21 protein-coding genes, 2 tRNA genes and 3 rRNA genes are annotated in these 24,146 nt (G+C 40.4%); 3 read left to right on the forward strand and 23 right to left on the reverse strand.

From position 1 onward, the window contains the following. The 19 genes from fabF to IGL49_RS10295 form a co-directional block, all read right to left on the reverse strand. Complete coding sequence (gene fabF, locus IGL49_RS10205; protein ID WP_104855052.1) at window positions 1-1,236, reverse strand: beta-ketoacyl-ACP synthase II; 1,236 nt, start codon at window positions 1,234-1,236, stop codon at window positions 1-3. Window positions 1,237-1,254: 18 nt separating this feature from the next. Further along, window positions 1,255-1,992 (reverse strand): 3-oxoacyl-[acyl-carrier-protein] reductase, encoded by a 738-nt coding sequence (gene fabG, locus IGL49_RS10210; protein WP_104855053.1) that lies wholly within the window; start codon window positions 1,990-1,992, stop codon window positions 1,255-1,257. Between the two features lie 3 nt (window positions 1,993-1,995). Then, window positions 1,996-2,925 (reverse strand): ACP S-malonyltransferase, encoded by a 930-nt coding sequence (gene fabD / locus IGL49_RS10215; RefSeq protein ID WP_104855054.1) that lies wholly within the window; start codon window positions 2,923-2,925, stop codon window positions 1,996-1,998. Between the two features lie 32 nt (window positions 2,926-2,957). Beyond that, window positions 2,958-3,914: an enoyl-[acyl-carrier-protein] reductase FabK gene (gene fabK / locus IGL49_RS10220; RefSeq protein ID WP_104855055.1), complete on the reverse strand. Its 957-nt coding sequence runs from the start codon at window positions 3,912-3,914 to the stop codon at window positions 2,958-2,960. A gap of 136 nt (window positions 3,915-4,050) precedes the next feature. Next, window positions 4,051-4,278: an acyl carrier protein gene (locus tag IGL49_RS10225; protein ID WP_104855056.1), complete on the reverse strand. Its 228-nt coding sequence runs from the start codon at window positions 4,276-4,278 to the stop codon at window positions 4,051-4,053. Between the two features lie 52 nt (window positions 4,279-4,330). Beyond that, window positions 4,331-5,296, reverse strand: a complete 966-nt coding sequence (locus IGL49_RS10230) for a beta-ketoacyl-ACP synthase III (RefSeq protein ID WP_104855057.1) — start codon at window positions 5,294-5,296, stop codon at window positions 4,331-4,333. A 15-nt stretch (window positions 5,297-5,311) separates the two neighbouring features. Then, on the reverse strand, window positions 5,312-5,752 hold the full coding sequence (gene fabT, locus IGL49_RS10235) for a fatty acid biosynthesis transcriptional regulator FabT (RefSeq protein WP_002362455.1): 441 nt from the start codon (window positions 5,750-5,752) through the stop codon (window positions 5,312-5,314). Between the two features lie 389 nt (window positions 5,753-6,141). After that, window positions 6,142-6,372, reverse strand: a complete 231-nt coding sequence (locus IGL49_RS10240) for a YkuJ family protein (RefSeq protein WP_002379802.1) — start codon at window positions 6,370-6,372, stop codon at window positions 6,142-6,144. Window positions 6,373-6,472: 100 nt separating this feature from the next. Next, window positions 6,473-7,363 carry an NAD(P)-dependent oxidoreductase gene (locus IGL49_RS10245; RefSeq protein ID WP_104855058.1) on the reverse strand — a complete coding sequence of 297 codons (891 nt, stop codon included), beginning with the start codon at window positions 7,361-7,363 and terminating at the stop codon, window positions 6,473-6,475. 72 nt (window positions 7,364-7,435) lie between these two features. Continuing rightward, a complete protein-coding gene (gene bgsB, locus IGL49_RS10250) occupies window positions 7,436-8,659 on the reverse strand; it encodes a cell wall glycolipid biosynthesis glucosyltransferase BgsB (protein WP_104858166.1) in 1,224 nt (407 codons plus the stop codon). A 46-nt stretch (window positions 8,660-8,705) separates the two neighbouring features. Then, window positions 8,706-9,710 carry a cell wall glycolipid biosynthesis glucosyltransferase BgsA gene (gene bgsA, locus IGL49_RS10255; protein WP_104855060.1) on the reverse strand — a complete coding sequence of 335 codons (1,005 nt, stop codon included), beginning with the start codon at window positions 9,708-9,710 and terminating at the stop codon, window positions 8,706-8,708. 192 nt (window positions 9,711-9,902) lie between these two features. Then, window positions 9,903-9,976, reverse strand: a tRNA-Asn gene (locus tag IGL49_RS10260). A gap of 6 nt (window positions 9,977-9,982) precedes the next feature. Continuing rightward, window positions 9,983-10,098 (reverse strand): 5S ribosomal RNA (rrf, locus tag IGL49_RS10265). Between the two features lie 96 nt (window positions 10,099-10,194). Next, window positions 10,195-13,107 (reverse strand): 23S ribosomal RNA (locus IGL49_RS10270). A gap of 177 nt (window positions 13,108-13,284) precedes the next feature. Then, window positions 13,285-13,357 (reverse strand) — tRNA-Ala (locus tag IGL49_RS10275). A 79-nt stretch (window positions 13,358-13,436) separates the two neighbouring features. Next, window positions 13,437-14,997: ribosomal RNA gene (locus tag IGL49_RS10280) — 16S ribosomal RNA — on the reverse strand. Together the 16S, 23S and 5S rRNA genes with 2 tRNA genes alongside form the textbook arrangement of a ribosomal RNA operon. Before the next feature lie 434 nt (window positions 14,998-15,431). Beyond that, window positions 15,432-15,680: a hypothetical protein gene (locus IGL49_RS10285; protein WP_002387756.1), complete on the reverse strand. Its 249-nt coding sequence runs from the start codon at window positions 15,678-15,680 to the stop codon at window positions 15,432-15,434. After that, the gene (locus tag IGL49_RS10290) at window positions 15,664-16,035 is read right to left on the reverse strand and encodes a hypothetical protein (RefSeq protein WP_002385270.1); all 372 of its coding nucleotides are present in this window, start codon (window positions 16,033-16,035) and stop codon (window positions 15,664-15,666) included. Before IGL49_RS10290 ends, IGL49_RS10285 begins: the two co-directional genes overlap by 17 nt. A gap of 64 nt (window positions 16,036-16,099) precedes the next feature. Further along, window positions 16,100-16,468: a CvfD/Ygs/GSP13 family RNA-binding post-transcriptional regulator gene (locus tag IGL49_RS10295; RefSeq protein ID WP_002365178.1), complete on the reverse strand. Its 369-nt coding sequence runs from the start codon at window positions 16,466-16,468 to the stop codon at window positions 16,100-16,102. Between the two features lie 183 nt (window positions 16,469-16,651). On the opposite strand from IGL49_RS10295, the gene IGL49_RS10300 reads away from it, so the two are divergent. Continuing rightward, entirely contained in the window at window positions 16,652-17,818 is a 1,167-nt protein-coding gene (locus tag IGL49_RS10300; protein ID WP_104854188.1) for a MalY/PatB family protein, read from the forward strand. 33 nt (window positions 17,819-17,851) lie between these two features. On the opposite strand, the gene IGL49_RS10305 is transcribed toward IGL49_RS10300, so the two are convergent. Together IGL49_RS10305 and IGL49_RS10310 are read right to left on the reverse strand one after the other, a co-directional pair. Next, on the reverse strand, window positions 17,852-18,058 hold the full coding sequence (locus IGL49_RS10305) for a DUF3955 domain-containing protein (protein WP_104854187.1): 207 nt from the start codon (window positions 18,056-18,058) through the stop codon (window positions 17,852-17,854). Window positions 18,059-18,222: 164 nt separating this feature from the next. Further along, complete coding sequence (locus IGL49_RS10310) at window positions 18,223-18,813, reverse strand: peptidylprolyl isomerase (protein ID WP_002361120.1); 591 nt, start codon at window positions 18,811-18,813, stop codon at window positions 18,223-18,225. Window positions 18,814-19,017: 204 nt separating this feature from the next. Between IGL49_RS10310 and IGL49_RS10315 the strand changes: the two genes are divergently transcribed. Next, complete coding sequence (locus tag IGL49_RS10315; protein ID WP_104854186.1) at window positions 19,018-20,028, forward strand: NAD(P)/FAD-dependent oxidoreductase; 1,011 nt, start codon at window positions 19,018-19,020, stop codon at window positions 20,026-20,028. A gap of 148 nt (window positions 20,029-20,176) precedes the next feature. Then, complete coding sequence (locus IGL49_RS10320) at window positions 20,177-21,139, forward strand: phosphoglycerate dehydrogenase (protein WP_104854184.1); 963 nt, start codon at window positions 20,177-20,179, stop codon at window positions 21,137-21,139. Between the two features lie 64 nt (window positions 21,140-21,203). On the opposite strand, the gene IGL49_RS10325 is transcribed toward IGL49_RS10320, so the two are convergent. Both IGL49_RS10325 and IGL49_RS10330 read right to left on the reverse strand, forming a co-directional pair. Then, on the reverse strand, window positions 21,204-22,757 hold the full coding sequence (locus IGL49_RS10325; RefSeq protein ID WP_104854183.1) for a bifunctional metallophosphatase/5'-nucleotidase: 1,554 nt from the start codon (window positions 22,755-22,757) through the stop codon (window positions 21,204-21,206). A gap of 97 nt (window positions 22,758-22,854) precedes the next feature. After that, on the reverse strand, window positions 22,855-24,135 hold the full coding sequence (locus IGL49_RS10330) for an extracellular solute-binding protein (protein ID WP_002359172.1): 1,281 nt from the start codon (window positions 24,133-24,135) through the stop codon (window positions 22,855-22,857). Between the last annotated feature and the right edge of the window lie 11 nt (window positions 24,136-24,146).

Raw genomic sequence — 24,146 nt, forward strand, 5'->3', positions numbered from 1 at the left:
TTAATCCTCCCAGCGTTTTAAGCAAATAACTGCATTGTGGCCACCAAAGCCTAGCGAGTTACTTAAAGCATAATCAAATTTATGCTCTTTGCTTTCGTTTAAAACAACGTTCACCGTAATTGCTTCATCTTGCTTTTCCACATTAATGGTTGGTGGAATAAATTGATGTTGTAAAGCATTTAGGGTAGCAATTCCTTCAATTCCACCAGCGGCACCTAAGAGATGTCCCGTCATACTCTTCGTACTACTTACATACGCCGTTTTTGCGGCATCACCTAAAGCCAACTCAATTGCTTTAGATTCTGCACTGTCATTGGCTTGTGTGCTTGTTCCATGGGCGTTAATATAGCCAATTTTTTCTGGAGAAATCCCAGCTTCTTCCATTGCTAGTACCATGGCTTTCGCTGCGCCGCTCCCATCTGGGGTTGGTGATGTCATATGATAGGCATCGCAATTAGCACCATAGCCTACTACTTCACCTAAAATAGTTGCGCCTCGTTCTAGAGCATGATCTAATGATTCTAAAATAAAGACACCCGCACCTTCTCCCATCACAAATCCACTACGTTCTTTGTCAAAGGGAATTGAGGCTTTTTCTGGGTCAGTCGCCTTTGTTAAAGCGGTCAAGGAAGCAAATCCTGAAATACCGATTTCTGTAATAGGCGCTTCTGCTCCACCGGCAATAATGACATCGGAGTAGCCATGTTTGATATTGCGGAACGCTTCCCCAATTGAATGAGTTGCACTAGCGCAAGCCGTCACTGTTGAAGTACAAATTCCTTTGGCACCAACACGTAAAGCGATATTTCCCGCCACCATGTTTCCAATCGCCATTGGAATAAATAACGGTGCAACACGTTCAGGTCCTTTGTCGTGCATCCGAATTACTTGATTTTGAATTGTTTCTAAACCACCAATACCAGAGCCTACCATAACGCCGAACCGATCCACATCTAGTTGACTGGTATCCAAGCCACTCATAGCCATTGCCTCTAAGGCAGCATAAATGCCAAATAACGAAAACTTATCCATGCGTTTGCCATCTTTTTTAACAAAATATTTTTCCATTGGAAAGTCTTTCACTTCAGCTGCTAAGGTCACACCTGTTTCACTGACATCAAATTTACTAATCGGTCCGATACCATTTTTCCCTGTTTTCAAACTTTCCAAAAAAGTCTCAGGTTCATTGCCAATCGGCGAGGTGACACCGTAACCGGTAATTACTACTCGATTCATCCTTTTGACTCCTTTCGTTTATCCGTGCATGACTAAGCCGCCATCAACGTTCACGACTTGCCCAGTAATATAGGGATTTTTAGCTAAGAAAATCGCTGTAGCTGAGACATCTTCGACTTGCCCAAACGTTTGTAAGGGAATTTGCGCATTCATTTGTGTTTTAACTTTTTCTGATAAAACATCCGTCATTTCGGTTTGGATAAACCCTGGTGCAATCGCATTGCAGGTAATACCACGAGGCGCAACTTCTCGCGCCACCGATTTAGTAAAACCAACAACACCCGCTTTACTCGCAGCGTAGTTTGCTTGACCAACATTTCCCATTAAACCAGAAACGCTAGCCATATTAATAATCCGACCACTTCGTTGTTTCATCATACGTTTAACCGCTTGTTGGGTCATGTTAAAAGTTCCTACCAAGTTAATATCTAAACAGGCATTAAAATCCTCTTTTGTCATTCGTAATAATAATTTGTCATTCGTAATCCCAGCATTATTCACCAGAATATCAATCGAGCCTAATTGGTCAACGGTTGCTTGAATCATCTCACCTGCTGCATCAAAATCGGAAATATCTCCTGAAAGGCCAATACATTTTACCCCAAAGGCTTCAATTTCTTGTCGTTGTTCTGGCGTAATCTCACTCCGACCGTTTAAAACAATATTGGCGCCCTCTTTCGCAAAAGCTAACGCAACTGCTTTGCCAATCCCACGAGTGCTTCCAGTAATAAATACGTTTTTTCCTGTTAATTCCATTTTTTACCTCCCAGTAAGTGCTGTTAACGTTTCTGTGAATGTTGCAACATCTTCCACACGGTGCATTTCAATTGTTTTGTCAATTTTTTTAACAAAACCAGTTAATGTTTTCCCTGGACCAACTTCAATCATCGTTCCTACGTTCATAGCCTTCATCGTTTCGATACTGTCTTCAAAACGCACCGCAGACATGACTTGCTTTTCCAATAACGCTTGAATTGCCTCTTGTGGCATAATTTCGGCAGTCGTATTACTAATGACAGGAATTTGCATCGTTTGAAAGTCCAATTTCGCTAAATCCTGAGCCAATTTTTTTGATGCTGGTTGTAACAGTGCCGTATGGAAAGGGCCACTCACATTTAACGGAATCATTCGCTTCACACCAGCTTCTTTGAGAAGTGTCATCGCTTGATTAACAGCAGCAACCTCACCACCAATCACGATTTGTTGTGGTGTATTATAATTTGCTGGAGCCACAATTCCGAAAGCACTGGCTTCTTGACAGGCTTTTTCAATTACTTCACGCTCAGCATTCATGACAGCAACCATTTTGCCAGTTCCTTGTGGTGCTGCGTCTGTCATGTACTGTCCGCGCTTTTGGACCAAGGCCACTGCTTCTGAAAAACGCAAAGCCCCGCTGGCAACCAAAGCACTATATTCCCCTAAGCTTAAACCCGCTACGACATCAGGCGTTAGTCCTTTTTGTTTCAAAAGACGATAAAATGCGACACTGACTGTCAAAATAGCAGGTTGCGTGTATTCTGTTTCATTTAAACGTTCATTTTCAGTAAAACAAAGTTCTGCCATCTCATAACCTAAGATATGACTTGCTTCATCGAAGGTTTCCCGAACAATCGCTTCTTGGTGATATAATTCTTCACCCATCCCTTGATACTGGGCTCCTTGTCCACTAAATAAAATCGCTGTTTTCATACGACACCTCATTTTTTGTTAAAATTATTCACTTAGCCCCAACGCTGATTCATCTTATGTACACTCGCTTTGTATTCAGACATGAGTGAATCAATGATTTCTTGGGCTGTTTCTTCTTTTTTTATTAACCCGGCAATTTGTCCCGCCATGACGGAACCGTAATCCATATCCCCGTCAACGACAGCTTTGCGCAAAGCGCCTTGCCCAATCTTTTCAAACATTTCTAAATCAGGAACTTCTTTTTGGAGTTCTTGTTTTTCTAATTGATTATATTGAGCGGTTAATTTATTTTTTAAAGTACGCACTGGATGGCCAAAATGTTGGCAGGTAATTACTGCATCTAAATCACGTGCCTTTAAAACTTTCTGTTTATAATCTGGATGAACGTTGCATTCTTTGGCAATTAAAAAGCGTGTACCTAACTGGACTGCTTCAGCACCTAACATAAAGGCAGCAGCCATACCACGACCATCACCAATCCCACCTGCTGCAATCACAGGAATTGACACAGCGTCAACGATTTGCGGTAAGCCACTCATAGTGGTTAACTTTCCGATATGTCCACCAGCTTCCATTCCTTCAAAAATGACAGCATCGGCACCAATTTTTTCCATTCTTTTTGCTAAAGCAACAGAAGGAACTACTGGAATTACTTTAATATTATGTTCTTTAAAACGAGCCATGTATTTGGCTGGATTGCCCGCACCTGTCGTAACGACAGGAATCTGTTCTTCACAAACCAAATCGACAATTTCATCTACAAAAGGTGAAAGTAACATGATATTGACACCAAAGGGTTGCTCCGTTAATTCTTTAACTTTTTTAATTTCTTTTTTTACGACTTCTTTTGGGGCATTGCCGCCAGCAATAATCCCTAATCCACCAGCGTTTGACACGGCACTTGCTAATGAAGCATCGGCTACCCAAGCCATACCGCCTTGAAAAATGGGATAATTAATTCCAAGCAACTCACATAACTGTTGATTCATTGATTTTATACGTCCTTTAGTTCTAAGATAAGTACACTTCATTCAAGTAAAAAAGGATTTTTCCGGCTTATTTACTTGTTTTTTTAGGGACTGGGTCATTTAGCAATTAAATGTCCCAGCCCCCTATTTTCATGTATTAGTTTGCTTGTTGTTTTTCTACATATGTTACTAAATCTTGAACGGTTTGGATGCCATCTTCTGTTTCGATTTTCACATCAAATTCATCTTCGATTTCGTTAATGATTTGGAATAAATCTAAGCTATCCGCGTCTAATTCTTCTTGAATGTTTGTAGTTAATTGGACCTCTTCAGCATCTTTTCCTAATTCTTCTACGATAATTTCTTGAATTTTTTCAAATACCATGTGTATATTCCTCCAAAATAGTCATTTTCTTCATTTATATGTGAACAGTTTTTTACAGCGTTAGGAGCAGTGAGCCCCATGTTAAGCCGCCGCCAAATCCTGTTAGCACCACGCGTTGCTGGGAACCTAAAATTAAGGTCCCATTTTCAACTGCTTCATCCAGCAAAATGGGAATGCTAGCAGCTGAGGTATTGCCATATTTATCCATATTCGTTAAAAACTTCTCGCGGGAAATCTTCGTCTTACGTGCAATTTTATCGATAATGCGCACATTTGCTTGATGTAGCAGAAGATAATCCACGGTTTCGTCCGACACGAGTGATAAAATATTTTGTGAAACATCTTTGATCGCAAAATCAAAAATACTACGTCCTTCCATCTGTAGCGTCTTGCTAGCTTGCTCTTGCCCCTGATAAAAAGGACTTTCATTGTTCGTGTAGCCTGACGTTAAAGCCGCCCAGCGTTGCCCGTCTGCTTGTAATTTTTCATTTAGAAAATGCGGTGTCTCAGCCGCTTCAATCAAAACGCCGGCAGCCCCATCACCGAAAAGCACCGCTGTGGAGCGATCGGTCCAATCTAACATTTTGGAAAATGTTTCACCACCGATTACTAGACCTGTTTGATAACGACCACTTAGGACTAGTTTTTCTGCCATGCTTAAGGCATAGACAAAACCAGAACATGCTGCACTGATGTCAAAAGCAAAGGCCTCAGTAGCACCAATTGCGCCTTGCACTTGGCAAGCAACAGATGGCATATTGAAATCTGGTGTCACTGTTGCGACTAAAATAAAGTCAATCTCACTTGCTTGCTTTCCAGATTTTTCCAATAACTGTTTTGCGACTTGATGACATAAATCAGACGTATTTTCTTGCGTAACGATGCGACGTTCACTAATGCCTGTTCGCGAATGTATCCATTCATCAGAGGTATCCATCATTTCACTCAGTTGGTGATTCGTGACACAATTCTCTGGAACATAACGGCTTGTACAACTAATTCGTGCATAATTCTTCATGGGGATCCTCACTTTTTATTTGTATTCTTGCAAGAAATCATGAAGATTTTTCAGGGCTCTTAACAGCGCTTGTTCTTCTTCTTGCTCCATGCCTTTCAAAATGTTTTTAACCATTTCACGATGAAAATGCTGATGGACTCTAAAAAGTAATTTTCCTTTTTTGGTTAAGCCAAGTTTTACTACACGTCGATCATCTTCACTACGCAAACGTTCAACATAGCCTTTTTTAACTAAGTTGTTAATTGCTACAGTAAGTGTTCCGACGGTAATTGACAGTTCTTTGGCTACTTCTGAAGACGTTTTTTTCTTGTACATACCAATTGCTTCGATTGTGTGCATCTCCGTAATGGATAAATCATTAAATTGTGATTTTTTCAATTCAGATTCTTCAATCGTTAAGATGTCATTAAAGACACTGACTAAGTAATCATTGACTGTTTCTAAATTAGGTTCCATTCTGTGCACCATCCATATACTTTGATTATCAAAACATTTGATGTTCAAACTATATCGTAAATAAGCAAAGAATGCAAGAGAATTTTCTATATTTTTAATGAAATATTCTTCAAACATTTCAAAAAAGGTAATTTTTCAAGGGACGGGGCTTTTAAAAAAAGTATCAATTACTTTGATACCCAAACTATTTTCACAGAAAAAGGAAAGAAGTGCAACTAAAAAGCATCACTGGCACTCCCCTGATTGAGAAGTGCCAGTGATTTTTGTTATATAATTCTTAAACTCCCACTAAGCTACTGCAACAACTTGACTGGATAATACGAGAAGAGAGTGAACCAGAAGCTTTGGTGCTTCTACTCCACTCCCTTATTAAAATGTAGGACGATTAATTATTGAATTAAGTCGTAAATTTCCATTGCTACAATATCGATGTTATCGAATTGATAGCTTTGGTGCGTATCAGATTCTGTTAATTCAAATGTTTCTGTTGATTTATCAAAACTTACAATACATTTCTCTACGCCTTCACGTTCAAAGCGGCGTACTTGTACTTCATTATCTGCTGCTTCGATCATTGCTTCCAGTCTCTTAATAATCGCCACAAGTTGTGAATGTTTCATCAGTGGGCCTCCTTTTGCAAACTAGTTCTGTACCATTGTAACAAAACATTGCCTAACTTGCATGATTTTTCGTCATTTTTTTTGATTTTTTTGTTGTTCTTTAATTTTTATTGGTTGGTTGCTTGCCATCTGTCCACCAAAGCTTAATTAGGGCCTGTGTGCCATCATTTTCAAACCCTTTATCTGCAAGGCTTTCATATAATTCTGTCGCTTTTTGCGTCGCTGGTAATGGAAGGTCAAGTTTTTTTGCTTCATCTAAGGCAATCTTTAAATCTTTGATAAAATGTTTAACAAAAAAGCCTGGCGTATAATCTTCTTTTAAAATACGCGGTCCATAATTACTCAATGACCAGTTCGCAGCACTGCCACCACCAACCGTTTCCAGAACTTTTTCTAAAGTTAATCCTGTCGCATTTGCGTATACGAGCATTTCAGTCAAGCCAGTCATAGTACCTGCAATCATTAACTGATTCGCCATCTTAGTGTGTTGCCCTTTTCCAGCTGAGCCATGTAGCATAAACGTTTTACCAAATGTTTTGAAAATTGGTAAGACGGTGTCATAACTTTCTTGATCGCCACCAACCATAATTGTTAAGGTTCCATTTTTAGCACCTAAGTCACCACCAGAAACTGGCGCATCCAACGCATGAGCACCCACTTCTTCTGCCTTTTTGGCAATCTTTTCAGCCAGGGTCGGCGTACTTGTAGTTAAATCTACTACTATTTTACCTGTAAGATCTGCTTGAAAAATCCCTGTTTCGTTAAAATACACGCCTTCAACATCTGAAGGAAAGCCAACCATTGTAAAAATGATATCGCTCGCTTCCGCAATTGCTTTGGGCGTATCATACCAAACTGCTCCTTCTGCAACTAAATCATCTGTTTTACTTTTTGTTCGATTGTAAACATTGACAGATAAATTATTTTTCATCATGTTACGAATAATTGATTTTCCCATGACACCCGTTCCAATAAAGCCGATTTTAGACATAGTAGCTTCCTCCGTTCTTAAAATAAAAAACTTTCCTCCTTCAGTATAAACGAAGGAGGAAAGTTTTGCAGTTTATTTTCTTAAAGATGTAAATTTTACTTTAATTTTTTTTATTGAGTCCGTATTTTCTTTTTCCATTTGAAGTTGATCAAAGTAAATCAGTGTATCTTGATAAAATTCAATCATTTTATTGCCAAAGTTTGTAGAAGAAATTTCAAATAATTTTTCATCTAAAATGGTTTGATCCATTTTAATATTTGCTTGTATATAGTCAATCAATGTTGGAGCAAAGTCACTGTCTGTCTTAAAAGTTTTGCCTAAGCTTTCATGATCAAATAAATTATTTAAATAGGCGTTCCCTTCTGCAACACATTGAACGCCAGCAGCCATCGCTTCTGTATAAGTTAAGCCTTGTGTTTCCGACGTTGAGGCGCTGACAAAATAGTCTGCAGCTTTATAATAAATGGCGACTTCTTCATTTGGCACTTCACCAGTAAATTGAACGTATTCACTGACTTCTAGTTCTTCTGCTAATTCTTTTAAATCCTCTAAATAAGGACCATTTCCAACTATTACTAAACGAGTTTGTGGTAATTTTTCAATAACTTGTGGTAATCCTTGAATAATTGCTTGAATATTTTTTTCATAAGAAATTCGGCTTAACGATAATAACATAATCTGTTGCTCTTCGATACCTAGTTGTTGACGCATTCCGGCGATCATTTCTTCGGTAATATCGGGACGTAAAAACTTATCAATTTCGATGCCAGTTGGAATAATTCTCATTGGTGCAGTCACCCCATAATCCCGTAATTTTTCAATTACACGTTCACTAGGACAAACAACACCTGTTGTATGATTTGTAAAAACTCTTGAAAAGAATTTAACATGTGATGGACGGACAACTTTTCCTTTAGCAATATAATGTAAGTAATCTTCATACATTGTATGATACGTATGGATGACAGGAATTTTCATTTTTTTCCCAACCATTTTCCCTAAAATACCCGCACCAAATTCAGTATGTGTATGAATTAAATCTAATTCCAATTCTTTGGCAATTAAATAGGCGTACCACATGCCGCGTACCACTACTCGGCGATCTTTAAAAGACACAAACGGCACACTAGGCATTCGTATGACATCTTCTTCAAAATCAGTCGCGTTAGGATCAGTTGTCGTAAAAATATACACTTCATGGCCATGTTTTTCTAATTCATCTTTTAAGGTCTTAATAGAAGTCGCTACCCCACTCACTTGCGGGAAATACGTATCAGTAAAAAAACCAATTTTCACTCTCATTACCTCCATTTCATCTAACAATAACTGCCTTCAATACTTGTTAAGATAAGACTGTTTCATAGACTTCTTTTAACTCGTAACCAATTTGCTTGATACTTCTTTGCTCTGCTACTTGATAGCCTGCTTGTCTAGTGCTAGGTATTTTCCCTTCTAATAAGCCTTCAATATATTTTTTAAATTCGTCAATAGAATGGCCCATATAACAATTTTCATTAGCCACTAGCCAGCCTTGATAAACTGGAATATCACGCACTAAAACTTGTTGCTGACTAGCTAATGCTTCTAAGACAACAATTCCTTCCGTTTCTTCACGCGAAGGGAAAAAGAAGAGATTGGCTGCCGCATACGCCCCTTCGATGACATCTCCTTTAATATAACCTGGAAAAATAACGTTTTCTGGGTGATCTTCTTTAACTAATTGTCGAATATTTTTAGGGATAGAATACATTGGTGTATCACCAAACCAAATAAATTGATACTCTGGTAACTGTCGCGCAACTTCAATAAAATCAGTGATTCCTTTACGTTCAAAAAATAATCCCACACAAATAATTACTTTTTTCTCTTCATCTATTTTAAAATATTCTCGGAATTTTTTTTCCTTTGCTTCTGAAGGATAAAAACGTGATAAATCAATACCATTTGAGATAGCCGAAATAGGTACTTTAATGCCATATCCTTCTAGCAATGTTTTAGAATACGGTGTTGGTGTAATTAAATGATCTGCTTTGGAGTACAAACTGATCAGATATTTTTTTACTAATGGTGCCAGTTGATTAGACCCAATAAAGGAATTACGAAAATCTTCTTCTGTCGAATGGGCATGATAAATCACTTTTTTTCCTAGTTTACGTGCTTTTCTAACCATACGATGGCTATTTATGCCATATGTATTAATATGCAATATATCATAGTCACTGCAATCAGCATCTAATGTATATTCTATTCCAACTTCAGAGAGCGCTCGTTTCTGGTGATCTAGTGCTCGACCAATACCTGATTTAGCTAGGATTTTCTCACCTTCAAAATATAATAATATTTTCAAACCCGCTCCTCCTTTTCTGCTTTACTAACTATAATAAACACATTATACCATAGCTAAAATTTGATGTATTCATTCTTCGGTAGGATCCTTTTAATCTTATAAATGTTTTTAAGGTCTCTTCTTTAAGCTTATCAAAAAATAGTGAATAAAACAAAAAAAGCAAAAACCAAGTTGGTTTTTGCTTTTGCTCAACTCCGGCAGTAGGACTCGAACCTACGACATCATGATTAACAGTCATGCGCTACTACCAACTGAGCTATGCCGGAATAATCGCGTGGCGACGTCCTACTCTCACAAAGGGAAACCCTTCACTACAATCGGCGCTAAGAAGCTTAACTTCTGTGTTCGGCATGGGAACAGGTGTATCCTTCTCGCTATCGCCACCACACTGGGTGTTGTTTCTTATTGAGTTGAATCTTCATTCACTCAAAACTGGATTGAAGTTTGAATCAAAATAACCAAGTTGCTTTTACTTATCCATTCTTTGGTTAAGTCCTCGACCGATTAGTATTGGTCCGCTCCAACTATCACTAGCCTTCCACTTCCAACCTATCTACCTGATCATCTCTCAGGGGTCTTACTTTCTTAAAGAAATGGGAAATCTCATCTTGAGGTGGGCTTCACACTTAGATGCTTTCAGCGTTTATCCCTTCCCTACATAGCTACCCAGCAATGCCCTTGGCAGAACAACTGGTACACCAGCGGTAAGTCCATCCCGGTCCTCTCGTACTAAGGACAGCTCCTCTCAAATTTCCAACGCCCGCGACGGATAGGGACCGAACTGTCTCACGACGTTCTGAACCCAGCTCGCGTGCCGCTTTAATGGGCGAACAGCCCAACCCTTGGGACCGACTACAGCCCCAGGATGCGACGAGCCGACATCGAGGTGCCAAACCTCCCCGTCGATGTGGACTCTTGGGGGAGATAAGCCTGTTATCCCCAGGGTAGCTTTTATCCGTTGAGCGATGGCCCTTCCATGCGGAACCACCGGATCACTAAGCCCGACTTTCGTCCCTGCTCGACTTGTAAGTCTCGCAGTCAAGCTCCCTTCTGCCTTTACACTCTTCGAATGATTTCCAACCATTCTGAGGGAACCTTTGGGCGCCTCCGTTACCTTTTAGGAGGCGACCGCCCCAGTCAAACTGCCCATCTGACACTGTCTCCCACCACGATTAGTGGTGCGGGTTAGAGGGTTCATAACACAAGGGTAGTATCCCACCAGCGCCTCCTCCGAAACTAGCGTTCCGGTCTCATCGGCTCCTACCTATCCTGTACATGTGGTACAAACACTCAATATCAAACTACAGTAAAGCTCCATGGGGTCTTTCCGTCCTGTCGCGGGTAACCTGCATCTTCACAGGTACTAAAATTTCACCGAGTCTCTCGTTGAGACAGTGCCCAAATCGTTACGCCTTTCGTGCGGGTCGGAACTTACCCGACAAGGAATTTCGCTACCTTAGGACCGTTATAGTTACGGCCGCCGTTTACTGGGGCTTCAATTCTGAGCTTCGCCGAAGCTAACCCATCCTCTTAACCTTCCAGCACCGGGCAGGCGTCAGCCCCTATACTTCATCTTACGATTTTGCAGAGACCTGTGTTTTTGATAAACAGTCGCTTGGGCCTATTCACTGCGGCTGACCGAAGTCAGCACCCCTTCTCCCGAAGTTACGGGGTCATTTTGCCGAGTTCCTTAACGAGAGTTCGCTCGCTCACCTTAGGATACTCTCCTCGACTACCTGTGTCGGTTTACGGTACGGGCAGTTGTTTTCTCACTAGAAGCTTTTCTTGGCAGTGTGACATCAGGAACTTCGCTACTATTATTTCGCTCCCCGTCACAACTTGTCCTTAAAGAGTAAAGCATTTAACTCTACTCAAGACTCATTGCTTGGACATGCACTTCCAATCGCATGCATTCCTTAGCCTACTGCGTCCCTCCATTGCTCAAACAAAAACAACTGGTACAGGAATATCAACCTGTTGTCCATCGCCTACGCCTATCGGCCTCGGCTTAGGTCCCGACTAACCCTGGGCGGACGAGCCTTCCCCAGGAAACCTTAGTCATACGGTGGACAGGATTCTCACCTGTCTTTCGCTACTCATACCGGCATTCTCACTTCTAAGCGCTCCAGCCGTCCTCACGATCGACCTTCAACGCCCTTAGAACGCTCTCCTACCACTACACCTAATGGTGTAGTCCACAGCTTCGGTAATATGTTTAGCCCCGGTACATTTTCGGCGCAGGGTCACTCGACTAGTGAGCTATTACGCACTCTTTAAATGGTGGCTGCTTCTAAGCCAACATCCTAGTTGTCTGTGCAACCCCACATCCTTTTCCACTTAACATATATTTTGGGACCTTAGCTGGTGGTCTGGGCTGTTTCCCTTTCGACTACGGATCTTATCACTCGCAGTCTGACTCCCGGATATAAATGAATGGCATTCGGAGTTTATCTGAATTCGGTAACCCGAGATGGGCCCCTAGTCCAAACAGTGCTCTACCTCCATCATTCTCAATTCCGAGGCTAGCCCTAAAGCTATTTCGGAGAGAACCAGCTATCTCCAAGTTCGTTTGGAATTTCTCCGCTACCCACACCTCATCCCCGCACTTTTCAACGTACGTGGGTTCGGTCCTCCAGTGCGTTTTACCGCACCTTCAACCTGGACATGGGTAGATCACATGGTTTCGGGTCTACGACTACATACTCATTCGCCCTATTCAGACTCGCTTTCGCTGCGGCTCCGTCTCTTCGACTTAACCTCGCATGCAATCGTAACTCGCCGGTTCATTCTACAAAAGGCACGCCATCACTCATTAACGAGCTTTGACTTGTTGTAGGCACACGGTTTCAGGATCTATTTCACTCCCCTTCCGGGGTGCTTTTCACCTTTCCCTCACGGTACTGGTTCACTATCGGTCACTAGGGAGTATTTAGCCTTGCGGGATGGTCCCCGCGGATTCCGACGGAATTTCTCGTGTTCCGCCGTACTCAGGATTCTCCTAGGTGTTGTTAGCATTTCGTCTACGGGGCTTTCACCCTCTTTAGCGGAATTTTCCAAATCCTTCAACTATACTAACAGACTACCATATTGGAGTCCTACAACCCCAACAAGCAAGCTTGTTGGTTTGGGCTCTTCCCGTTTCGCTCGCCGCTACTCAGGGAATCGAATTTTCTTTCTCTTCCTGCAGGTACTAAGATGTTTCAGTTCTCTGCGTCTACCTCTAATCAGCTATGTATTCACTGAAAAGTAATATCCTATAAAAGATATTGGGTTCCCCCATTCGGAAATCTCTGGATCATAGCTTACTTACAGCTCCCCAAAGCATATCGGTGTTAGTCCCGTCCTTCATCGGCTCCTAGTGCCAAGGCATCCACCGTGCGCCCTTATTCACTTAACCTTATCAACCTTACGGTTGGGTCTTGATCACTTCTTCTAGCGATAGAAGGTTAATCAATAAATAAGCAATTGAACTTATTAAAAAAACTCATTCAACGCGGTGTTCTCGGTTTGTTTTGATTCTTTTTACTTCAATATCCAGTTTTCAATGAACGAATCTGATAGCAAAAGCTATCAATGGAGCCTAGCGGGATCGAACCGCTGACCTCCTGCGTGCAAAGCAGGCGCTCTCCCAGCTGAGCTAAGGCCCCGAACTTATTTGATTGAGAGTAGACCTCTCAAAACTGAACAAAGTAAAGACGAAATGTGTATTTCCGTAATATTCCTTAGAAAGGAGGTGATCCAGCCGCACCTTCCGATACGGCTACCTTGTTACGACTTCACCCCAATCATCTATCCCACCTTAGGCGGCTGGCTCCAAAAAGGTTACCTCACCGACTTCGGGTGTTACAAACTCTCGTGGTGTGACGGGCGGTGTGTACAAGGCCCGGGAACGTATTCACCGCGGCGTGCTGATCCGCGATTACTAGCGATTCCGGCTTCATGCAGGCGAGTTGCAGCCTGCAATCCGAACTGAGAGAAGCTTTAAGAGATTTGCATGACCTCGCGGTCTAGCGACTCGTTGTACTTCCCATTGTAGCACGTGTGTAGCCCAGGTCATAAGGGGCATGATGATTTGACGTCATCCCCACCTTCCTCCGGTTTGTCACCGGCAGTCTCGCTAGAGTGCCCAACTGAATGATGGCAACTAACAATAAGGGTTGCGCTCGTTGCGGGACTTAACCCAACATCTCACGACACGAGCTGACGACAACCATGCACCACCTGTCACTTTGTCCCCGAAGGGAAAGCTCTATCTCTAGAGTGGTCAAAGGATGTCAAGACCTGGTAAGGTTCTTCGCGTTGCTTCGAATTAAACCACATGCTCCACCGCTTGTGCGGGCCCCCGTCAATTCCTTTGAGTTTCAACCTTGCGGTCGTACTCCCCAGGCGGAGTGCTTAATGCGTTTGCTGCAGCACTGAAGGGCGGAAACCCTCCAACACTTAGCACTCATCGTTTACGGCGTGGACTACCAGGGTATCTAATCCTGTTTGCTCCCCACGCTTTCGAGCCTCAGCGTCAGTTACAGACCAGAGAGCCGCCTTCGCCACTGGTGTTCCTCCATATATCTACGCATTTCACCGCTACACATGGAATTCCACTCTCCTCTTCTGCACTCAAGTCTCCCAGTTTCCAATGACCCTCCCCGGTTGAGCCGGGGGCTTTCACATCAGACTTAAGAAACCGCCTGCGCTCGCTTTACGCCCAATAAATCCGGACAACGCTTGCCACCTACGTATTACCGCGGCTGCTGGCACGTAGTTAGCCGTGGCTTTCTGGTTAGATACCGTCAGGGGACGTTCAGTTACTAACGTCCTTGTTCTTCTCTAACAACAGAGTTTTACGATCCGAAAACCTTCTTCACTCACGCGGCGTTGCTCGGTCAGACTTTCGTCCATTGCCGAAGATTCCCTACTGCTGCCTCCCGTAGGAGTCTGGGCCGTGTCTCAGTCCCAGTGTGGCCGATCACCCTCTCAGGTCGGCTATGCATCGTGGCCTTGGTGAGCCGTTACCTCACCAACTAGCTAATGCACCGCGGGTCCATCCATCAGTGACACCCGAAAGCGCCTTTCACTCTTATGCCATGCGGCATAAACTGTTATGCGGTATTAGCACCTGTTTCCAAGTGTTATCCCCCTCTGATGGGTAGGTTACCCACGTGTTACTCACCCGTCCGCCACTCCTCTTTCCAATTGAGTGCAAGCACTCGGGAGGAAAGAAGCGTTCGACTTGCATGTATTAGGCACGCCGCCAGCGTTCGTCCTGAGCCAGGATCAAACTCTCATAATAAAAGTTAGAACAATCTTACGATTGTTAAGCTCAATTTGTTTGCTAGCATATTGCTTGCTTGTTAAAAATGTTTGTTGTCTTGAATTGAATCAAGACGCCCTACACATTTGGTTCGTCTATTCTTTGTTCAGTTTTCAAAGGTCTACGTTACCTCGCAGCAACTTTTATATCATAACAAACTTTCGTTTGAATGTCAAGAACTTTTTTGAAAAAGTTTTTTTAAGTTGTTTTGCTCGGTCGTTGTTGCCTGTTGCGACAACTTCTATATCTTATCATCTCGTTTGTTATTTGTCAACAACTTTTTTGTTGTTTTTTCAAACTTTTTTCGAGAGATTTGAAATCAAGAATTGTTATTTAATTATTGATTTCTGAATCGCTCAGCTGTGTGACTCGCCTTGCGACATGTAATAATATATCAAGATTTTGATGTTTGGTCAACACTTTTTTTCAAAAAAATTAAAAGAAGTTTTCAATCTGTTTTCATTCTTTTCAATTATTTCGTTTTTAAACTTTTTAAATCCTAATTGTCTATCAAAACAGTTTAATTCCTTACTAAAAATCGAACAATTCGAATCATATATTTGAAATAGTTCGATTAACTTTTTTACGTCCAACATAAAAAAAGAAAGAATCTGTTCGATTATCGACAGATTCTTTCTTTTTTGTTTAAAACATTGGGACACCTTCAATATGATATTTTGACCAAATCGTTTTTAATTCTGCAGGTGCTACCCATGTATAGTCTTTATCCATTTCATTTTTAAGTGCTTGTTCATCCATCTCGAAGACAAACAGCGGAACATTTTCTTTATTGATATGCGCGTTAGTTAATTCTACTAAGCTAATTGAAGTAACGTCCAATTGAACCTCTTCTTTGAACCATTGTAGCATACTAGCTAAACCCGTCATCTCATCAGAAACTTTTGCCATCGCAAACTCAATCGCTTCACCTATTGGATGCATCAAAAATTTTTTACTACCATCGTTTAAGTTCAGTATGATTGTTCCAGCGACCTTTTTGTTAGACACGACATCCACCTCAATTAATTTTTAGATTCACTAACAAAAGAAATTGTAACACACTTTCTGAAAAAATACAGAATTATTTTTCAAGCAATTTATCCATTGCTTCATCAATCCATTCTGGAAGTTCTTTGTCTAAGGTTGCAAAGCCAATTTTTTTATTCTTATCCGTAAAATATTTTTTGCGTCGATGGTTCACTGAATGAACTTTGTCTTCAAGGGTCCGTAAAGATAAGCTAATCTTTTGAGAATATTCATCAACATCAATAACTTGAACGGTTACTTTTTGTCCAACGGTTAAGAGTCCATGGATATTTTTAGTAAAGCCAGCTTGTACTTCCGAAACATGAATCAGTCCTTGTGTTTCTTCGTCTAAAGAAACAAATGCGCCATATGGTTGAAGTCCGGTAATTGTGCCAGAAAGTACCATACCAATTTTGTACTTCATCAAATTTCCTCTTTTCATACGATAAATTTCTTTTTCCGTTTCTACTCATTTAAAATAATAGCATTTTTTCAACGTTTGTGCATTATTTCTTCCCTAGTTGTTAAAACTATTGTTTCATCTTTCAAGCAAAATCTACTATACTATAGGAAGCAAGACTTTATATAGAAGAAAAGGAGTTATCTTATGTTTAATTTTAATGAAACCATTGATCGTCGCCACACGAATTGTGTTAAATGGGACACCGTTGAAACGAGTTACCACGAAAAAGATTTACTACCTTTATGGGTTGCTGATATGGATTTCAAAGTGCATCAGCCCATCCTTGATGCCTTGTCACAAGTTATTGAACAGGGCATTCTAGGATATGCAGTTGCACCTAATGAACTGTATCAAGCAATTCAAGCTTGGCAACGGCAACACCATCAATTGATTGTTGAAAAAGAAGAAATTTTGTTTAATAGTGGCGTGGTACCCAGTTTGGCCACAGCCGTTCAGGCTTATACAGCGCCTGCGGATTCTGTCATGATTTGTGATCCAGTCTACCCCCCTTTTGCAGATGTCGTAAAACAAAATGAGCGTAGACTTGTGCGACATTCTTTAATAGAAGTTAACGGACATTATGAAGTTGATTTGGTTAAAATGGAACAACAGATAATCGAAGAAAAGGTGAAGCTGTTACTTTTTTGTAATCCCCATAATCCTGGAGGACGTGTTTGGACAAAAGAAGAATTGCTAGCAATTGGCCGTTTATGCCAAAAACACCAAGTAACTGTGGTTAGCGATGAAATTCATCAGGATTTGATTTTTAAACCGCATACCTTCACTTCCTTCACTGTCGCTGATGAAGCATTTAAGGAATTCACTGTTACCTTAACAGCGGCAACGAAAACCTTTAATTTAGCGGGGATTAAAAATTCAATGCTGTTCATTCCTAATGAAAAACTACGGCAGTCTTTCGTATCTTTACAAGACAAAAATCATCAAGGCGGTATCAATACTTTTGGCTACGTGGGAACGGCAGCTGCCTATCAAACAGGGGAAGAATGGCTAACGGCGTTACTTGATTATTTAAAAGAAAATATTGATTTTGCCCTTTCCTTTTTCCGTGAAGAGATGCCTGGCGTTCATGTAATGGAGCCTGAAGGAACCTATCTTTTATGGTTAGACTTTAGTTCTTATTCACTAACGGATCGAGAACTTCGCGATACCTTAATTCACAAGGGAAAAGTGGTCTTAAATCCAGGAATTAGTTTTGGTCCCCAAGGTTCTCAACACATGCGTTTAAACTTAGCTTGTTCAAAAGAAACTCTCGAAGAAGGCCTTTTACGCATCAAAAAAGCCTTTAATTAAAAACAGCTGTCCTAGTTTTTAGGACAGCTGTTTTTAATTCTTTCTTTTGCGTTTAGCTAAATAAACTCTGACGAACCAGATACCTGAAAATAGAAGTAAAATTTCTCCAATGATTATTGTATAAAATCCTGGTTCATGAACGATTCCTTGCTGATCTACATACGTAAAAAACGTTCCTATAAACGGGAGTATTACTGCAAGCAAAGCCAAGGCAATTGGATATCTGTATTTTTCTAACAAATTCGCTTCCTCTCCTTCTATTCTTTAACTCAGTATCCTATAAAGACTTCATTAAAAAAAGTGATTTGGATGCTTTTTAAAAAAAGTTAGTTGTTTTAAGAAAAAAATAAAGAGTACCAACGAATTTGTCCCTCGTTGGTACTCTCTTTTTCGATTGGTTAAACTTATTCACCAATGATTTCAACTGTATCCATCACGACATCAAATGTTGGACGGTCTTGGGCATCCCGTTGGACTCCGCCAATTTCATCTACTACATCCATGCCATCAACAACATGACCAAAAACAGTATGACGGAAGTCTAACCAAGGTGTTCCGCCTTGTTTGTAAGCTTCAATAATTTCTTCTGGAAAACCAGCATCTTCTAACTGACTCATCATTTGAGCTGGAACATTTTGATTAGTAACAACAAAGAATTGGCTACCATTTGTGTTAGGACCAGCATTTGCCATTGACAATGCGCCACGCAAATTGAAAACATCCCGAGAAAATTCATCCTCAAATGCTTCTCCATAAATACTTTCGCCGCCCATTCCTGTTCCGGTTGGGTCACCGCCTTGAATCATAAAATCAGGAATCACACGATGGAAAATAACGCCATCATAGTAGCCCTTTTTCGCTAATTCAACAAAATTTTCAACCGTTTTAGGCGCTTGTTCTGGGAATAATTGAACAGTGATGTCGCCTCGGTTTGTTTTAATGACCGCTTTTGGGCCTTTAGCATTTTCTAAATCTAATTGTGGAAATTGTGACATGAGAATGTCCTCCTAGATAATTATTTTATAGTTCCATCATATCGAAAAATGCTGAAAATTGCTATGATCTTTTTCCAATGATTAAAGAATGCTTTGATTCGTTAGCCAAACTTGCTTTTTTCGAAAAGCCGTGCTATTTTGTGAAGTGTTCGCAAAACGATCAATAGTTGTCTCAACCCTAAATGAATTAGGAGGAATTTTCAAATGTCTGATGAAAAAGATATTTATGATTTAACGATTATCGGCGGCGGTCCTGTTGGATTATTTGCCGCTTTTTATGCGGGGATTCGTAAAGCGAAAACGAAAATCATTGATAGCCTGCCACAATTAGGTGGTCAGCTAACAATGCTGTATCCCGAAAAATATATTTATGATATTCCTGGATTCCCTGCTATTAAAGCCGGTGAGTTAATTGCCAATTTGGAAAAACAGATGCAGCCATTTCAGCACGATGTTTGTTTGGAAGAAGAGGTCACACACCTTGCACAGGAAGCAGATGGACTTCTGCGCTTAGACACAACTAAAGGCACACATTATTCTAAAACGGTTATCTTTGCGATTGGTAACGGCGCTTTCCAACCTCGACGTTTAGCTATCGAAAATGTTGAAGCCTTTGAAGGTGAGTCAATCCATTATTATGTGACTGACATGAAAAAATTCGCTGGCAAAAAAGTTGCGATTGCTGGTGGCGGCGATTCTGCAATTGACTGGGCTTTAATGCTAGAAAACGTCGCAGAAGAAGTATCTATTATCCATCGTCGCCCACAATTTCGCGGCCATGAACATAGCGTGGAACAACTGGAAAAATCTAGTGTTTCTATCAGAACTCCTTATATCATTAGTGATATTTTAAAGGAAAACGAAACGTTCACAGGCATCCAATTAACGGAGACAAAAGGCGACCAAACATTGGACCTCCCTCTGGATGATTTAATTATCAATTATGGCTTCACCTCTTCTTTAACACACCTCAAAGAATGGGGATTAGACGTTTCTAGAAATGCTATTAATGTTCATTCCGATATGTCAACTAACATTCCTGGCGTATACGCTGTAGGGGATATCTGTTCCTATGAAGGAAAAGTGAAATTAATCGCTACGGGCTTTGGTGAGGCACCTACTGCCGTAAATAATGCCTTACATTACTTACGGCCCGATGCTCGACGTCAACCAGTTCATAGTACAAGTTTATTTGAAAAAGGCGTACCTAAATAAGGTTAGCGCCGGACTTTAGCAGTTTTTAAGCCAAGGACAAAAATCTATTTTGGATTTTTGTCCTTGGCTTTCTGCTTTACTGAAAAGCCTTTCTTTTTCTCTTTTAAATTTATTTTTGATACAATAAAAAGTGCTAGGAGGAAGAAAGATGAACCAACCAATTATTTATTTAAATGAAGCATTCAACGAAGAACAAATGGAACAAGTGAAAGCTGTGGCGCCCAATTATCTAGTCAAAACATCTACCGATCATTTATCCTCTGCTGAAGAAGAGGCCATTGAAATTATGTTAGGCTGGCATAAAGAAATTGGTCCGCGTTTATTGGCCTCTGATACTAGTCACCTAAAATGGATTCAGCTAATTTCTGCTGGTGCTGATTATATGGATTTTGATAAATTAAGAGAAAAAGGTATTCTGTTGTCTAATGGTAGCGGAATTCATAGTGTTTCTATCTCAGAACATGTTTTAGGCGTTTTATTAGCACATACCCGCGGACTGCAAGAAAGTATCCAACAACAAATGCAACACACATGGGATCAAGCAGCCCCTTCCTATCAACAACTTTCTGGGCAAAAAATGTTAATCGTAGGCACGGGGCAAATCGGACAACAATTAGCTAAATTTGCTAAAGGTTTAAATCTTCAAGTTTATGGCGTGAATACCTCTGGACATGTGACGGAAGGTTTCATTGAATGCTACTCACAGAAGAATATGAGTAAAATTATCCATGAAATGTCCATTGTTGTGAACATTCTTCCTTTGACTGAAACAACAAAACATTTATACAATCAGGCGCTTTTTGAAAAAATGGCTCCTGAAACAATTTTCGTAAATGTTGGTCGCGGCGCCTCAGTAGCAACGAACGATTTGATAACTGCCTTAAACAATAAAACCATTGCTTTTGCTGCCTTAGATGTCTTTGAAGAAGAACCTCTTCCCGAAGATAGCCCTTTATGGGAGATGCAGAATGTTTTATTAACACCTCATATTTCTGGCATGACACCGAAGTTCAAATCAAAATTACTGGCGATTTTTATTCCAAACTTAAATCAATTTGTGACGGATCAAACCCTCGTCAAAAACCAAGTTTCCTTAAAAAAAGGCTATTAAGTCAAAAAAGGCCTTCAACCATCTTTCAAGTAATTGCATGGTTGAAGGCTTTTTTGCTATTTTTTTACCAGATAACCTTGAAGTTATCATTTGTCGACGCTTGAATGATTGGATGTTTTTTTAAATATTCTGCAATCAGTTCCGTCATATCAATTTGGATTTCTCGAATAATTTTTTCAGGTTGGAACATTTGATAGTTTCCGCCACCGACTGCTCGGTATTGATTTGTCACGATTTCCAAAACATCTTCTGCTTGCACTGCTTTGCCATGATAATTAAGTTTCGTCACTCTTTCACCAAACGGTTGTCTTAAATCAAGCGTATACTCAATGCCTTCATACATATCATAATTATAGTATTGTGGTTTTGGATCGACATATTTCGGGTTAAAAATTGGTTGGCCTTTTTCTAACACAAAATAAGTAGCGCTTTGTTCTAGCGCTTCACGGAGGTCTTGTCCAGTGACACGCAATACAGCCAAGGTATTTGGATAAATGTAGTTGGTAATGATATCGCGCATCGTAATTTGGTTATTAAACCCTTTGCCTTCATTGTTAAAAAGTGCAGTCCCTGAAATATCTGTTCCGCTTGAAGCCATTTGGACGTTATTAATAAATTCTATATATGGATGTTCTTTGAGGCGTACGGCATTCGGATCTTGAATCGTCATGTCCCCTTCCACATTTCCTACTGGTTGGTCAAGCCACTCTTCTACCTCGTCATGTAACGCTGTTGTCAAAGCTAAAATTTCTGCATCTGGTTGTTCGTCTCCAACAGGATGAATAGCTGCGTCACTTTCAATAACGCGATAGCCTTTAGCCATAGGTTCAATTTCTAAAGTAATTTCTCCAACAAAAGCTCCTCGAAAACCTGGTTGAATCACGGGTATCCCATTCAGTTTTGTAGCAATTTCTCGATGTTGGTGACCAGTGACTAAGGCATCAATCCCAGGAACTTTTTCCAATAAATCATAGCCTTCATTTTCTCCTGTTAGTAATTCCGTGGGTTCCCCTGTTTCTAAATCTTTTTCAAACCCGCCATGGTAAGCGACAACAACTAGATCCGCTTCTTCCCGTAATTTTGGCACGTATTCTGCCGCTGTTTCAACAACACTTTTAAACGTTAAATCTTTGACTGTTGCCGGCTGCTCCCAATGAGGAATATATTGGGTCGTCACGCCAAGGATGGCTACTTTAACCCCTTGTTTTTCTATGATGACATACGGCTGACCGAAATAAGGTTGTCCATCCTTACCAAGAATATTGGCAGCTAAAACTGGCTGTTGATAACTGGCAATCGTTTCCTTTAAATAATCTAATCCGTAATTAAATTCATGGTTGCCTAAAATACTAACATCATACTTCATTTGATTAATAATCTTAGTGATGGCAGCCACTGAATGTGTTTCTGCTTTTCTTACGTAGTAACTAAGTGGCGAACCTTGAATAAAATCCCCATTTTCAATTTGAAAAACTGGACCTTTGGCAGACGCACGTAACTTTTTCAGCATGGTTGCTGCTTTTGCGGTTCCAAAAGGCAAATCCATCTTTTTTTCACTATAACTTGTCGACATAATATATCCATGCATATCACTTGTTGCTAAAATTTTTATTTGCATTTTGTTTCTCTCCTTCTTCCGCCCAAAAGAACAGGAAGGTTAGAACACGAGCCATAACGACTCAGATCCCAACCTCCCACGTCTGTTTATTTATTGATTATTGGTTCCATGCTTGTTCAAATTGTGACGTTGCATCTTTCAATAATTTTTTCGTGTCTTTATTTGATGAAGCAAAAATACTTTCCATAATTGTCCGCATTTCATTATAGGCTGAATCAGCATTTTCTTCTACTGGGATAGCGAATAAATCTTTTACTGCGTTTTCAAGTTGTGCAGGTACTTTGGTAGTCTTAGAATTTTTGTACTCGTCACTGTGTAAAACAGATTCTAAAATTGGCATATAACCTGTTTGTTGTGCCCAGTACAATTGTGAATCAGGCGTTGCTAAGAATTTCATGAATTCAAATGCCGCTGTCCGTTGTTCTGGCGTAGCACTATCGAACATATAAATATCTGTTCCTTGTTGTAAGTTGATTTTTTCAGGACGTGGTGCAACACCGTATTCATAGCCACCAGCTTCAGCATCTTTTTGAACAAAACCAGCACCAGCAATACTACCGACAAACATTGCTACTTTTTTGTTTGCAAATGGGCCAGATAAATATTTATCTGAACCAGCTGTGCGGAAGTAACCTGCTTCGATACCATCACGGTAATAGTCCACGACTTCTTGTGAATCTTTGCTTGTTAAATCTAAGTCTTTATTAAAATCAACGCCTTTGTTTTTCATTCCAATTGCGTAATAGTTATTTAACGAGTCAAAACCAGCACCAACGACTTCTTTGTTGGATTTTTCGTAAATTGTTTTAGAAGCTTCTTTTAATTCCTCTAATGTTTTCGGTACTTCAACACCATATTCTTTCAACAAATCAGCATTATAGAATAACATTTCTGTCGATTTATTAAATGGAATGCCGTATTGTTTGCCGTCGATTTTGGCGCCGTCTAACAATACTTCACGAATTGGCTCTGCATCTTTCCAGCCGATTGTGTCATCATCCATATATGGTTTTAAGTCCACTAACATTTCATCTTGTGCAGCATTCCATAACCAGCCTGGGTACGCTTGCGTAATTGTTGGTAAATCTTTTGGTGAAGTTAAAGTCGAATTGATTTTGGCTTGTAAATCAGGGTAAGCAGATTGATTTTGTAATTCCACTTTAATTTTTGGATTTTCTTTCATGAAGTCTTTCGTTAATTTTGTTAACGCTTCTTCTTGAACCCCATTCATTGCATGCCAGAAAGTGATTGTCGTATCTTCCTTCACTTCTTTCACAATATCGTTTGATTCTTTGGCCCCATTACCGTTACCACAAGCCCCCAATGCGAAAATAGCTGCGGTTGCTAACACTGTTGTTGCTAGAGTTTTGAACTTCATTTTTTTCTCTC

The sequence above is a fragment of the Enterococcus sp. DIV1337a genome, from assembly GCF_051712285.1.
Classification (GTDB): Bacteria; Bacillota; Bacilli; order Lactobacillales; family Enterococcaceae; genus Enterococcus; species Enterococcus faecalis.

Bases quoted from the DNA above. Each gene is read 5' to 3' on its own strand.
- IGL49_RS10230 (WP_104855057.1), bottom strand. From the start codon at position 5,296: ATGAAGAATTATGCACGAATTAGTTGTACAAGCCGTTATGTTCCAGAG.
- fabK (WP_104855055.1), bottom strand. From the start codon at position 3,914: ATGAATCAACAGTTATGTGAGTTGCTTGGAATTAATTATCCCATTTTT.
- IGL49_RS10315 (WP_104854186.1), top strand. From the start codon at position 19,018: ATGTCTGATGAAAAAGATATTTATGATTTAACGATTATCGGCGGCGGT.
- IGL49_RS10300 (WP_104854188.1), top strand. From the start codon at position 16,652: ATGTTTAATTTTAATGAAACCATTGATCGTCGCCACACGAATTGTGTT.
- IGL49_RS10240 (WP_002379802.1), bottom strand. From the start codon at position 6,372: ATGAAACATTCACAACTTGTGGCGATTATTAAGAGACTGGAAGCAATG.
- fabG (WP_104855053.1), bottom strand. From the start codon at position 1,992: ATGGAATTAACAGGAAAAAACGTATTTATTACTGGAAGCACTCGTGGG.
- fabD (WP_104855054.1), bottom strand. From the start codon at position 2,925: ATGAAAACAGCGATTTTATTTAGTGGACAAGGAGCCCAGTATCAAGGG.
- fabF (WP_104855052.1), bottom strand. From the start codon at position 1,236: ATGAATCGAGTAGTAATTACCGGTTACGGTGTCACCTCGCCGATTGGC.
- IGL49_RS10245 (WP_104855058.1), bottom strand. From the start codon at position 7,363: ATGTCTAAAATCGGCTTTATTGGAACGGGTGTCATGGGAAAATCAATT.
- IGL49_RS10320 (WP_104854184.1), top strand. From the start codon at position 20,177: ATGAACCAACCAATTATTTATTTAAATGAAGCATTCAACGAAGAACAA.
- IGL49_RS10295 (WP_002365178.1), bottom strand. From the start codon at position 16,468: ATGAAGTACAAAATTGGTATGGTACTTTCTGGCACAATTACCGGACTT.
- IGL49_RS10330 (WP_002359172.1), bottom strand. From the start codon at position 24,135: ATGAAGTTCAAAACTCTAGCAACAACAGTGTTAGCAACCGCAGCTATT.
- IGL49_RS10225 (WP_104855056.1), bottom strand. From the start codon at position 4,278: ATGGTATTTGAAAAAATTCAAGAAATTATCGTAGAAGAATTAGGAAAA.
- IGL49_RS10310 (WP_002361120.1), bottom strand. From the start codon at position 18,813: ATGTCACAATTTCCACAATTAGATTTAGAAAATGCTAAAGGCCCAAAA.
- fabT (WP_002362455.1), bottom strand. From the start codon at position 5,752: ATGGAACCTAATTTAGAAACAGTCAATGATTACTTAGTCAGTGTCTTT.
- IGL49_RS10325 (WP_104854183.1), bottom strand. From the start codon at position 22,757: ATGCAAATAAAAATTTTAGCAACAAGTGATATGCATGGATATATTATG.